The organism is Macrococcus sp. 19Msa1099, from assembly GCA_019357535.2.
GTDB classification, from domain to species: domain Bacteria; phylum Bacillota; class Bacilli; order Staphylococcales; family Staphylococcaceae; genus Macrococcoides; species Macrococcoides psychrotolerans.
Genome location: CP079955.1, coordinates 1304361 through 1318043 on the forward strand (window position 1 = coordinate 1304361; position 13683 = coordinate 1318043).

The 13683-nt window shown below is 39.0% G+C and carries 11 protein-coding genes and 1 other RNA gene; 2 read left to right on the forward strand and 10 right to left on the reverse strand.

The window, feature by feature from the left end; translation table 11 throughout:
• Window positions 1-44: 44 nt before the first annotated feature.
• The 4 genes from KYI10_06850 to KYI10_06865 are packed head-to-tail and all read right to left on the reverse strand — an operon-like array spanning window position 45 to window position 5415.
• Window positions 45-2438, reverse strand: a complete 2394-nt coding sequence (locus tag KYI10_06850; GenBank protein ID QYA32112.1) for an ATP-dependent RecD-like DNA helicase — start codon at window positions 2436-2438, stop codon at window positions 45-47.
• A 2-nt stretch (window positions 2439-2440) separates the two neighbouring features.
• Window positions 2441-3100 (reverse strand): tetratricopeptide repeat protein, encoded by a 660-nt coding sequence (locus tag KYI10_06855; GenBank protein QYA32113.1) that lies wholly within the window; start codon window positions 3098-3100, stop codon window positions 2441-2443.
• Window positions 3101-3160: 60 nt separating this feature from the next.
• A complete protein-coding gene (gene mnmA / locus KYI10_06860; protein QYA32114.1) occupies window positions 3161-4276 on the reverse strand; it encodes a tRNA 2-thiouridine(34) synthase MnmA in 1116 nt (371 codons plus the stop codon).
• Between the two features lie 11 nt (window positions 4277-4287).
• A complete protein-coding gene (locus tag KYI10_06865; GenBank protein QYA32115.1) occupies window positions 4288-5415 on the reverse strand; it encodes a cysteine desulfurase family protein in 1128 nt (375 codons plus the stop codon).
• A 171-nt stretch (window positions 5416-5586) separates the two neighbouring features.
• On the opposite strand from KYI10_06865, the gene KYI10_06870 reads away from it, so the two are divergent.
• On the forward strand, window positions 5587-6582 hold the full coding sequence (locus KYI10_06870; GenBank protein QYA32116.1) for an LLM class flavin-dependent oxidoreductase: 996 nt from the start codon (window positions 5587-5589) through the stop codon (window positions 6580-6582).
• 401 nt (window positions 6583-6983) lie between these two features.
• Here KYI10_06870 and KYI10_06875 read toward each other — a convergent pair whose 3' ends face one another.
• The gene (locus KYI10_06875) at window positions 6984-7406 is read right to left on the reverse strand and encodes an Rrf2 family transcriptional regulator (GenBank protein ID QYA32117.1); all 423 of its coding nucleotides are present in this window, start codon (window positions 7404-7406) and stop codon (window positions 6984-6986) included.
• Between the two features lie 107 nt (window positions 7407-7513).
• Between KYI10_06875 and KYI10_06880 the strand changes: the two genes are divergently transcribed.
• Complete coding sequence (locus tag KYI10_06880; protein ID QYA33928.1) at window positions 7514-8752, forward strand: replication-associated recombination protein A; 1239 nt, start codon at window positions 7514-7516, stop codon at window positions 8750-8752.
• A 19-nt stretch (window positions 8753-8771) separates the two neighbouring features.
• Here KYI10_06880 and KYI10_06885 read toward each other — a convergent pair whose 3' ends face one another.
• The 5 genes from KYI10_06885 to aspS all read right to left on the reverse strand — a co-directional run bounded on the left by KYI10_06885 (window position 8772) and on the right by aspS (window position 13682).
• Complete coding sequence (locus tag KYI10_06885; GenBank protein ID QYA32118.1) at window positions 8772-9770, reverse strand: ABC transporter permease; 999 nt, start codon at window positions 9768-9770, stop codon at window positions 8772-8774.
• Entirely contained in the window at window positions 9763-10692 is a 930-nt protein-coding gene (locus tag KYI10_06890; GenBank protein ID QYA32119.1) for an ABC transporter ATP-binding protein, read from the reverse strand. Before KYI10_06890 ends, KYI10_06885 begins: the two co-directional genes overlap by 8 nt.
• Before the next feature lie 93 nt (window positions 10693-10785).
• Complete coding sequence (locus KYI10_06895) at window positions 10786-11562, reverse strand: tRNA threonylcarbamoyladenosine dehydratase (GenBank protein QYA32120.1); 777 nt, start codon at window positions 11560-11562, stop codon at window positions 10786-10788.
• 99 nt (window positions 11563-11661) lie between these two features.
• A non-coding RNA gene (gene ssrS, locus KYI10_06900) (6S RNA) lies at window positions 11662-11850 on the reverse strand.
• Window positions 11851-11903: 53 nt separating this feature from the next.
• On the reverse strand, window positions 11904-13682 hold the full coding sequence (gene aspS, locus KYI10_06905) for an aspartate--tRNA ligase (protein QYA32121.1): 1779 nt from the start codon (window positions 13680-13682) through the stop codon (window positions 11904-11906).
• Between the last annotated feature and the right edge of the window lies 1 nt (window position 13683).

Sequence of the window (13683 nt, forward strand, 5' to 3'; positions counted from 1 at the left end):
AGTATATTGAATTACATAAATTATAAAAAAATAAGCAGTAATCGTCAACTTATAAAATCATATGGTGTAATGCCCTCCATGTTGATCATCGGATCAACGAGATGCATATTGTCTTCTGTCATCTCACCAACATTGAATGGCAATATGTTTCCATCTGAATTAACATGCTGTGTATCATCCGCTTCGTCTGTCTTAAAATATTCGATAAGGAACTGATAGAAGCTTGTAAACCTTGCGTTACCGATACGCTTTATCCCTTCATTAAAAGCCTGTATATCTCCACAAAAAATAAGTGATTGTTTCGCACGCGTTAATCCGGTATATAGTATATTCTTCTGCAGCATTCTGTAGTACTGATTGACAACCGGCATGATTACTATCGGAAATTCCGAACCTTGAGACTTATGAATAGAACAGCAGTATGCATGCGTAACTTCCATTAATTCTGCTTTCGTATACGTTACTTCACTACCATCATAGTCAACAATCACAACATCTTTGTTTAATGCATTCTCAGCTGCCATAAAGATGCCGGTAACTTCTCCGATATCACCATTAAATACGTTATCTTCAGGTCGATTGACAAGCTGCAGAACCTTATCACCCGTTCTGAAACAAACATCTCCAAACTGCAGTTCACGCTTGTTTTCATCACTTGGATTCAATATTTCCTGCAGCACTTTGTTCAGCGCACGTATACCTGCTGGTCCTCTATATATCGGTACGAGTACTTGTATGTCACGCATATCATACCCTTTACTCACAGCACTACGCACAATTTTCTCAATCACATCTGGTATTTGATTGCTTGAGCACGGGATAAAGCTTCTATCGTTATAGCGTTTCGTAATATCAAATGGTTCATTACGCTTAATTTGGTGTGCAAGTTCAACGATTGATGAACCTTCCTGCTGCCTGTACACTTCGTTCAACTCAATTTGGGGCATAATTTGTGCATCTATCATATCCTTAAATACTTGCCCCGGACCGACCGATGGGAGCTGGTCTTGGTCACCGACAAATATAATCTGGGCATCGTTTGGTACAGCCTTCATCAATTGAAACATGAGCCACGTATCAACCATTGACATTTCATCAATAATGACCAGTTTCGCTGTAATTTCGGTTTCCAGCACATCGTCCGGTTTATTTTCTTTCGTCCATCCAATTAACCTGTGTATCGTCGTCGCTTCAAGTCCTGTCGATTCCTGAAGACGCTTCGATGCACGACCAGTTGGTGCTGCGACGACAATAGGATAGTCCTGTCCGTCATAGTCATCATAATCGAGACTTAAGCCATGCAGCTCGGCATATAAATTCACAATACCACGCACTACCGTTGTCTTTCCTGTACCAGGACCCCCCGTTAGAATCATCAGCTTAGCGTTCATCGCCGTAACAAGTGCATCTTTCTGACGTTCTGCATAGCTGACTTCAAACAAGGTTTCCAGATCCCCAATTGCCATCAACACTTCTGACTGTTCGAATTGTTTCACCTGATCCTTATGATTCATTAATCGATGCAATATTTGTACAGCTTTTGTTTCAGAATAGAATAGACTCGGGATATAGATGTTCTTCTCATGTTCAACGAGCTTATGTTCCTCTGTCAGTTCAGTGAGTGCGATAACGAGACGATCAGGATTGACTTGACTGCCATTTTTCGTCAGTAGATTGAAGCTTGTTTCAAGTAATACCTGGTCCGGAATATATGTATGTCCATTCTGGTTAGAGGCTTGTTCTATCGTAAACACGAGCGCTGCTTTCAGACGTTCTGGGTGATTGTTATCGATACCGAGTTTCCCTGCCAGTTCATCTGCCTTATTAAATCCGATACCTTCAATATCCATCACGAGTTGATACGGGGATTCATTAATCACCTTTAGCGTATCGTCCTTATAGAACTGATAAATCTTCATCGCAAGCTGTGGCCCGAAGCCAAATTCATTCAGTCGAATCATAATCTTCTCGATTGCCTGATTATCATGAATCGTACTATAGATTAATTCTTTCTTCTCATCTGATAACTTCGGCACCTGGTCAAGACTACTTTTATCATCAAGAATAATGTTCAGTGCATCTTCACCAAGCACTTCTACAATCGTTCTCGCTGTTTTCTTACCGACTCCTTTAAACAGATCACTTGATAGATAATGAATAATACCGTCACGCGACTGTGGCATATCCTTCTCAAATTTATCCGCCTGTAGCTGCTTTCCGTACTTCGGATGCGTTACAATCTTCCCGGTAAAAGTATATGTATCACCTTCAGCAATTTGCGGAAGGTATCCTGTAATCGTAGCATCATCATCGAAATCTTCATTTGATTCAATCACTTCAGCTTTCAGCACAGTATAGAAATTATCATTGTTATAAAATAATATTCTCGTTATTGTCCCTTTTACAAAGGATTGCTCAAACAAAGTCATATTTTCCAATGCTACTCCTCCTTAAGTAATTCGAATTGCTTAACAGCGTGACCAGCAAGCATATGATCCGGACTCACCATTAACACACGCTTAAACCCTTCAATCGCTTTATCTGCATCTTCATCAATCATATATTGTGCAAGCGTTAAATTATATAACGCATCCGCATGAGACGCGTCCTGATCCATTACACGCTGTAGCATCTCGACAGCGTCACCATACATACTAAGCTGACACATCACGAGACCATATTGGAATGCAATCTCAATATCTGCATCATTTAGCTCATGTGCACGCATCAAATACGGCAATGCGCTACTCATCTCACCTAGATTAACGAACGACATACCGAGCATATAATACGTATCCGCATCCTGCAGCTCATACGCTATCGCCTTCTGATACAACTTCACCGCTTCATCAAATCGTTCAGCATTATAATAAATATTGGCTAAGCCGTAATAAGCGCCACCATGCTCAGGATTAACAGTGATCGCCTTCTGGAAGAAACGCTCTGCCTCTTCAAGCTTACCTGTATCAAACAAGATCGTACCAACATTAATATAGTGCGTCACCTCTTCAGGCTCAGACTCAATTGCTTCAAATAATAACTTTAACGCCGCTTCATACTTTTTATTCTTAATTAATTCCATTAACTGATTATCATCCATTGTATAACCTCCAAATACTACTATTATATCAAACTATAAAAAAAGAAGACAAATTGTCTTCTAATTCTGTACTACATATTCTAACTGTCCTGACGTCTTATATACATCGTCAATTGTTGCACCGCCGAGACACACTTCTCCGTCATAAAACACAACAGCTTGACCCGGTGTAATTGCACGCACAGGTTCTGCATACGTTACCTTAATTGTGTTATCATCAATTTTTTCAACTGTAACTTTCGTATCTTTCTGACGATATCTGAACTTCGCAGTACATTCAAGTGGCGTCGTTAAATCAACAGGATTTACAAACGATACATCAGATGCGATTAAATAATCACTGTATAACGCATCATGATCAAATCCCTGCTCAACATATAAAACGTTATCCTTCAAGTTTTTACCTACGACAAACCAAGGATCTCCGTCTCCACCGATACCTAATCCGTGTCGCTGTCCAATCGTATAGTACATTAAACCGCTATGTGTGCCCATCGGTTTACCATCCAACGTCTGCATTTCACCGTTTTGTGCTGGTAAATATCCACTTAAAAATTCTTTAAAGTTTCGCTCACCGATGAAACATATGCCCGTAGAATCTTTTTTCTTTGCTGTCGCTAAATCATGTTTCAAAGCAATTTCACGCACTTCAGGCTTTTGCAGATGTCCAAGTGGAAACATCACACGTGAGAGTTGTTCTTGCGTTAACTGGTTTAAGAAATATGTCTGATCTTTATTGTTATCGACGCCGCGCAACATTTCTACACCGTCTTCTGTATGTCTTACTTGCGCATAATGACCGGTTGCAACATAATCCGCACCAAGTTTCACTGCGTGCTCAAGAAATGCTTTAAACTTAATCTCTTTGTTACACATCACGTCAGGATTTGGTGTACGTCCCTTTTTATATTCATCTAAGAAATACGTAAACACTTTGTCCCAATATTCCTGTTCAAAGTTCACTGCGTAATACGGTATGCCGATCTGGTTACATACACGAATCACATCTTCATAATCTTCAGTCGCTGTACATACACCAAATTCGTCCGTATCATCCCAGTTCTTCATAAAAATACCGATAACGTCATACCCTTGTTCTTTCAGCAGTAAAGCTGTAACAGAACTGTCAACGCCACCACTCATTCCTACTACCACTTTTGTTTTACTGTTATCCATGTTATCAATCCTTAATTATTATATATTTCCTGTATACTTTGTGCGATAAATTCAATTTCTTCTTCTGTCATTGTGTACGAGAAGCTAAAGCGAACGGACTGCTTCGTACGCTTATCCTCACCATACATTGCTGTGAGGACATGTGATGGTTCGATACTGCCTGCTGTGCACGCTGAACCGCTTGATACATATACACCAGCCATATCAAGACGCGTTAACATAATCTCTACATCACTAAACGGAAAGTAAAGATTAAGAATGTGAGGTAACTGATTGTTCAAGTCGCCATTTACTTCGAATGGAATATCACGTTCAGTTAATGCATTAATAAAGTGCATCTTTAAATTAACAAGTTTCACATTGCGTTCTGTCATGTTTTCATGTGCTTCTTTAATCGCCTGTGTCATTCCAAGAATATAAGGGATATTCTCCGTTCCTGCACGACGCTTCGTCTCCTGAGACCCTCCAAGCTGCTGATATTCTAAATCCACACCTTGTTTAACATAGAGTAAACCAACACCTTTAGGTCCATATAATTTATGAGCAGTTAAAGTGAACAAATCTATGTTCAATGCACGAAAATCGAGTGGCATATGACCGACTGCCTGTACGCCATCCGTGTGAAATAATGCCTGATGCCCATATAATAGTTCACCTATTTCATCAATCGGCTGTATCGCGCCGACTTCATTATTGCCGGTCATGATTGAGACGAGTATTGTATCGCTTCTTAACGCATGCTTCAGATCTTCAATATTAATCACACCATGACGATCGACCGGTAAGTACGTCACTTCAAATCCTTCTTGCTCTAACTTATTGAAGACATGCAGTACAGCGTGATGTTCAACTTGAGAAGTAATAACATGCTTCCCCTTATGCTGATGACGATATGCCGCTCCTTTTATTGCTGTATTATTTGATTCAGTAGCGCCACTCGTAAAGATAATCTCTTTCGCATCGACGTTAAATTCACGTGCGATATTTCGACGTGCATCATCTAACAATTTTCGTGCTTCACGACCTACTGTGTGAATACTTGATGCATTACCAAATTGTTGAGTAATCCCATCATATATCGCTTGTGCTACAGTTGGTGATACATGCGTCGTCGCAGCATAATCTGCATAAACTTTCATATTGAACATCCTTTCTATTTTTTCAATAACTTATATTAACACCCTTTCTATAAAAAAACTATAAGAACAGCTTCATTGTATAAAATATATCACTTAAAGCAAATTATTATTCATTGTTTCTGACGAAGTGTTAAAATAGCGATACATGAGAGAGTATTAGGAGGAATAACATTGGCAAATATTAAAGTACCTGTTTCAATATTAAATTTAGCACCTGTTAGAAAAGGTTCAACAAATAAAGAAGCAGTAGAACAAATGACAGCACTCGCGCAACTCGCTGAAGAACTCGATTACAGAAGATATTGGATAGCAGAGCATCACAATACACCGAACTTAGTAAGTTCTGCAACGAGCATATTAATCGGTCACGTATTACAACATACGCAGACAATCGAAGTTGGTTCTGGTGGTATTATGCTTCCAAACCACGCACCACTTGTTGTTGCCGAACAGTTCGGAACCCTCGCAACAATCTATCCGAACCGTGTAAGTCTAGGATTAGGACGTGCACCTGGAACAGATATGATGACTGCAAGTGCATTAAGACGTGATAGACACGACAGTGTCTACACATTTCCTGATGAAGTGAAAGACTTATTGCAATACTTTGGACCAGAAGAAAAACAAGGCTACGTCAAAGCATATCCAGGTGCAGATACGAACGTTCCTATCTATATATTAGGATCTTCAACAGATTCTGCACATCTAGCAGCGCGATTAGGTCTCCCTTATGCTTTCGCATCACACTTTGCACCAGAACAGATGAAAGAAGCCATTCAGATATACAGAAATTTATTTACACCTTCTGAATATTTGAAAGAACCATATGTTATGGTCGGAACAAATGTTATCATCGGAGAAACAGACGAAGAAGCAGAATACCTGGCAACAACGATGCACCAGATGTTCTTAAGCATTATCCGAAATGCACGCATTCCGATGCAGCCACCTGTAGAAAATATGGATGCACTGTGGAGTCCGCAAGAGAAATTGATGGCCATGTCACGCACAGCGACTGGATTTATCGGTTCTGAAGAGACAGTGAAAGCACAGCTGGAAGCATTTCAAGAAGAATTTAATGTAGATGAGTTTATCGCTGTAAGTTATATATATGATATTGATAAACAGCATGAAAGCTATCGTAAGTTTAAAGCACTAACATCATAATTTAAAACTCCCGGATCATAGATCTGGGAGTTTTTTAGTGTTATATGTGGGGGTGATGTTTTGGGTGGTCGCCCTGACACTTGTAGGTGGCGAACTTTCACGATGTTCGGCATCTAGTCCTTCCAGGTGGTCGCCCTGACACTTGTAGGTGGCGAACTTTCACGATGTTCGGCATCTAGTCCTTCCAGGTGGTCGCCCTGAAGCTTGTAGGTGACGAACTTTCATGACATTCGCCATCTAGTCCTTCCAGGTAGCCGTCCTGACGCTTGTAGGTGACGAACTTTCACGATGTTCGGCACCTAGACCTTCCAGGTGGTCGCCCTAAAGCTTGTAGGTGACGAACTTTCACGACATTCGCCATCTACTCCCTATCACAACATAGAATCAAACATTACAAAACATTATATATAGAACATATACCCTTCTATCGGACTGCTTTCTTTATAATGCATTAAGTCATACAATGTCGTTTCATCAAGGACTTTCTTCACCGCATCACGAATATCAATCCATAACTGTTTCTGTGCTGGCGGTTCATCTTCAATGCCCTCAACTGGTGTAATCGGTCCTTCTAACAAACGAATAATTTCACTCGTTGTCACTTCTTTCGGATGTTTCATCAACTTATAACCACCACGTGCACCACGTACACTTTTAATGAGTCCTGCATTTCTAAGTGGTCCAACAAGTTGTTCTAAATATAAGTCACTTAAATGATTTTCTTCTGCAATCGTTTTTAAGGATACAGTTTCACCTTTATCATATCGTTTCGCGAGCGATATCATTAACGTTAAACCATATCTTCCTTTAGTTGATATTTTCATTATATAGATGCTCCTTTTCAATAAATCAATTTTATCACATTTTTATGTAAAATAAGGTACACTTTATATGAAAAGGGGAGGATTTTTTGGAACCATTAGCATATAGAATGAGACCGAATACGATTGATGATATCATCGGACAGGCACATCTCGTCGGTCCCCGTGGCATTATTAGACGTATGGTTGAGTCGAAACGTTTATCCTCAATGATATTATATGGACCTCCCGGCATTGGCAAGACAAGTATCGCACAAGCCATCGCTGGAAGTACAAATGTTAAATTCAGACAATTAAATGCTGTAACAAATACTAAGAAAGATATGCAGCTCATCGCTGAAGAGGCAAAGATGAGCGGTCAAGTCATATTATTACTGGATGAAATTCATCGACTCGATAAAGGAAAACAAGATTTCTTGCTGCCGCATCTAGAAAAGGGCAGTATTATACTGATTGGTGCAACGACGAGCAATCCATATCATGCTATTAATCCTGCCATTCGTAGCAGGACACAAATTTTCGAACTGTACCCACATGGTGATAAAGAAGTAAAGCAGGCGCTGACGCGTGCTTTAAATGATGATGTGAATGGGTATGGTAAAAAAGATGTTCAAATTGATGATGATGCAGTTTCCCACTTTGTCCAAAGTGCTGCCGGGGATATCAGAACTGCACTCAATGCACTGGAACTTTCAATTTTATCTGCACAGGATGACCCTGTTCATATTACTTTACAGGATGCGAAAGATTGTCTGCAGAAACCGAGTTTTAATTTCGATGCAGATGGGGATATGCATTACGATATAATGAGTGCATTTCAGAAATCCATTCGTGGTAGTGATGTTGATGCAAGTCTCCATTATCTAGCACGCCTGATTGAAGGTGGAGACTTACCGACAATTGCGAGACGTCTGCTCGTTATCAGCTATGAAGACGTTGGACTTGCCTCACCAGGTGCTGGTGCAAGAACCCTCGCTGCGATAGAATCTGCAGAACGTCTAGGCTTTCCGGAAGCACGTATCCCACTCGCACAAGCTGTGATTGAATTATGTTTAAGTCCAAAATCAAACTCTGGTATCAGTGCGATCGATCACGCACTAAAAGATGTTAAGAGCGGTAAAGTCGGTGCGATACCAAAACATTTGAAGGATGCACATTATCAAGGTGCCAAAGACTTAGGAAATGGTGTTGATTATAAATATCCACACAGCTTTGAAAGTGGCTATGTCGTGCAGCAGTATTTACCTGATACATTAAAGCATAAGCACTATTACGAACCAAAAGCAACGAGTAAGTCAGAGCAGCAGTTCAAACAGATTTATGACAATATAAAACGACAAAAGCGTTAATCGCTTTTGTCGTTTTGATTTAGTTTGCTACATCTCGTTTCTTAAATATAACAGCAGTTACGATAATTACAATGAGTAGTGCAACAATGTTGTAAATTAAACTGTAAGTAAACGTCATATCGTCTACAGGTAGTGGTGCAATATTATCAACATTATATTGATTCAGTCCCCAGTTCGCCGGCCATAAAAACTTTACAAGTTCAGTTTTACTTTGTAAGAACATGACAGCGATATCTCCGAAGAACATTAACGTAAATGCGATACCGATACTTAATGAAGTATTTCTGAACAGTACGGATAAACTAAATGCAATAACTGCAAATATAACAACGTACATATAGTCATTTGCAAAATGTCTCATCAGTAATGGCATGAATTCTACCATTTTATACTTCATCTCTTCACCACTCTGTACAGCAATCTTACTTGTTGGATTCATTTGAGATGTTATAAGACTAATGATAAGCTTCACGACATAACCAAATAACAGGAATAAAAACGATGCAATAAATGCAAATATTAATTTAGATGCAAATATTTTAAGTCGTGATGCTGGGCGTATTAATAACAGTTTAATCGTCCCTTGCTGATATTCACGCGACATTAATCCGCTACACATAACTGTAATCATTATCGCGATTAATGGGATAAAACCATTGATACCGAGCATATCACCATATACATCATTACCAGCAGGTGGCTGAACATCTTTTTTCAAGTAGAATGACAACTCAGAAATACGACTTTCATACGTCGCAAGTTTATTATAATCTACTACTTCTCTATCTTTTTCTTTCTTTTTATTAATTTTTGCAAGTTCCGTCTGCATATCCTTAATATCTTTTTTTACTTCAGTTTTCCAGTTATCACCATACGTTTTATGGTCATACTTCGTTGAACCAAACTGCATCGTTAGTAAACTAGGCAGCAACATAAATAAAATGATTAACCCGAGCATGATCCATGTTCCAAGTCGATTGAAATATTTAATCCATTCGTTATAAACCAGCTTACCCAATGTGCACACCTCCGTCATTCGTAATATTCATAAAGCGATCTTCAAGTGATACTTTTTCTTTCGTAACACTATATATATCAATATCATCCTTTACGATATTACGTATCAATTCCGGTATATCTTTACTTGCGGTATCGATTGTAAACGTATCACCTTCTTGATGATACTGTTTACCAATACGCTGGAAAAATGCCTGCGCACGTTCAGAAGGATATAAGTCTAACGTATGTTTAACAATAGTGTCTGATGTTACAACTTTATTGACTTCTTCAATTTGTACCATCTTACCATTTTTAATAATACCGAAACGGTCACACATCAGCTCCATCTCACTCATTAAATGGCTTGATACGATTACTGACATATTTTCTTCTTTAGCGAGTTTCTTTATGTAGTCACGAATTTCACGAATTCCGGCCGGATCTAATCCGTTTGTCGGTTCGTCTAAAATTAAAATTTTCGGTTTATGTAAGAGCGCCTGTGCCAGACCTAAACGTTGACGCATACCTAGTGAATACTTCTTCACTTTATCTTTTATACGTGGCTGGAGCCCTACAAGCTTCACAACGCGATCGATATCAGCTTTCGTTATTCCTTTTTGCATACGTGCAAACTGCTTTAAGTTTTCATATCCAGATAAAAATGGATAAAGCTCAGGATTTTCTACAATTGCACCGATATCTTTCATTATTTCTGAACGATTGTGCACGACAGACTTTCCAAGTACTTTAATGTCACCTTCTGTTGGTGTTGTAAGACCTACAATCATACGGATTGTCGTCGTTTTACCTGCACCGTTCGGACCGAGGAAGCCAAATACTTCTCCTTTATTTACGGTGAAGTTCAGATCTTTAATAATTTCTTTCTTACCAATCTTTTTGTGAAGATTAGTGACTTCAAGACTATATTGCTGACTTTCCATGATACACCTCCATCATTTTTACCACTTAATTGTACTATAGTTATCCATTTAATGCTAAAATTACTAGTAAAATGACATTAAAAAACAGCAACCTCAATTGCTGTTTTGTTTATCTTTCACACGTGTCACAGGGAAATCCTTCAAAATATCATTTACCACATAGCTCGCACAAATTAATCCGACAACACTTGGTACAAAAGCATTAGAAGACGGGGGCATCTGCGCTTTACGAATCGGAGCATCAGGGTTGCCGACATACGATTTCACATCGTCACGTATTACAATCGGACTTTCATCAGAGAAAACAACAGGGATGCCTTTATAAATCTTCTCTTTACGCAGCTTTGTGCGAATTACTTTCGCCATAGGATCTGTATGTGTCTTCGAGATATCTGCAATCTGGAAACGTGTCGGATCCGTTTTGTTTGCAGCCCCCATGCTCGAAATAATCTTTATACCACGCTTTAGACATTCTTTCATTAAATGAATTTTATACATGATTGTATCTGATGCGTCTACAACATAATCAATGTCATATTCGAATATCTCTTCATACGTTTCGTCTGTATAGAACATATGCAGAGAAGTCACCTTACATTCAGGATTGATTAATTTTATACGCTCTTCCATTAATGTTACTTTAGATTGTCCCACAGTTGTCGTCAGTGCATGAATTTGACGGTTAACGTTTGTAATATCTACATCGTCTTTATCGATCAGTATAATGTGCCCGATATTGGTACGAGCAAGCGCTTCAGCAGCGAAAGAACCTACCCCTCCAACACCTAAGACCATTACCGTCTTTTTATTTAATGCATCTAATCCTTCTTTTCCATATGCAAGCTCATTTCTTGAAAATTGATGTTTCATAATGTTCTCCATTCTTCTTTCATTATATGTATATCCTACCATATAACTCGAATTTGTGAACACAAAAAAGACGAAGGACATAAGTCCTTCGCCAATACGATAGTATCCAACTGAGCCGTCATTGTATAGTTGATCATTTTGGCCTGATAAATTCAGGTGGGTGCCCTGTTTCTTATTCAGCAAGTCCTCCATTAGAGGCGTGTGCATCGTAAGAAAACCTATTAGGCTCCCTGATCATAAAGTGTTAGGTCAAAATATAAAAACTAATGTCGTACTCTTCAGACACCTATCTTATGTCTTTATAATATCATATATTTCATATAATGCAAATAAAAAACTTTCTATTTTTCTGAATTTTCAATATTTAACTGGATATGAAGTTCTTCTAATTGCTTGTCGTCCACTTTACTTGGTGCATCTGTCAATAAACAAGTTGCACTTGCAGTTTTCGGGAATGCGATTACGTCACGTAAGTTTGTACGGCCTGATAATAACATTACCATACGGTCTAATCCTAGAGCGATACCGCCATGTGGTGGCGCACCGTACTTAAATGCATCCATTAAGAATCCAAACTGTTCCTGTGCTTCTTCTTCACTGAATCCTAATGCCTCGAACATCTCCTGCTGCATCTCCTGATCATGTATACGGATTGATCCACCACCGAGCTCATAACCATTTAATACGACGTCATATGCATTCGCCTGTACTTTTTCTTTGTCCGTTTTCAATAATTCTCTATGCTCTTTTTTCGGTGCTGTGAATGGATGGTGTGCTGCGAAGTAGCGATCTAGCTCCTCGTCATATTCAAATAACGGCCAGTCTGTCACCCACAAGAAGTTAAATTTATTATCGTCAATTAAGCCAAGTTCCTTACCAAGCTTATTACGTAAGTTTGCGAGGCTTGCGTTGACAACACTCCACTTATCAGCAACAAATAATATTAAGTCACCCGTCTCTGCATTTGTCACATCTAATAATTCTGATGCATGACTTTCTTCAAAGAATTTCGCGATCGGTCCGTTTAATCCATCTTCAGTCACTTTAACCCATGCTAACCCTTTCGCACCATATATCTTTGCATATTCCTGTAACGCATCAATATCTTTACGTGAATATTTATCGCTTGCGCCTTTTACAACGATTGCTTTAACGGCACCACCACTTTCTACGGCACCTTTGAATACTTTAAATTCCATCTTTGAAGCAAGTTCATTTAAAGTCACAAGTTTCATATCAAAACGTGTGTCAGGTTTATCAATTCCGTAATCACGCATCGCTTCTTCATACGTCATACGCGGGAAAGGTGTCACAATATCGATCCCTTTAACATCTTTCATAATACGTTTAAGCATTCCTTCATTCATTGTCATAACATCTTCCTGATCAACAAAGCTCATTTCGATATCAATCTGAGTAAACTCCGGCTGACGGTCTGCACGTAGATCTTCATCACGGAAACACTTAACGATCTGATAGTATTTATCAAATCCACCAATCATCAATAACTGCTTAAAGATTTGCGGAGACTGTGGTAATGCATAGAATTCTCCTTCTTGTACACGTGACGGAACAAGATAATCACGTGCACCTTCAGGAGTAGATTTCGTAAGTACAGGTGTTTCAACTTCGTAAAATCCACCTTCATCTAAGTAGTTACGTACAGCACGTGTAATTTGATGACGCATTTTAAATGTGTTCGCTAAAGGTTCACGGCGTAAATCTAGGTAACGATATTTTAAACGCACGTCTTCTGAGCTATCAGTCTCTGCTTCAATCTGGAATGGTGGTGTTTCAGATTTATTAATAATCGTTACATCACTAACCTGAACTTCTACTTTACCTGTTTTAATCTTTGGGTTGATAACAGCTTCATCACGCATCGCTACCTTACCATGAACTTCAATAACATATTCAGAACGGATGGTTTCAGCAATTGCCAATGCTTCTTTTGAGAAGTCCGGGTTAAATACAATCTGTACGACACCTTCACGGTCGCGTAGATCAATAAAGATTAGTCCGCCTAAGTCACGACGTTTTTGTACCCATCCCTTTAAAATAATTTCTTGTCCTATATATGATTCTGTGACTAAGCCACAATAAGTTGTTCTGTTATCCATT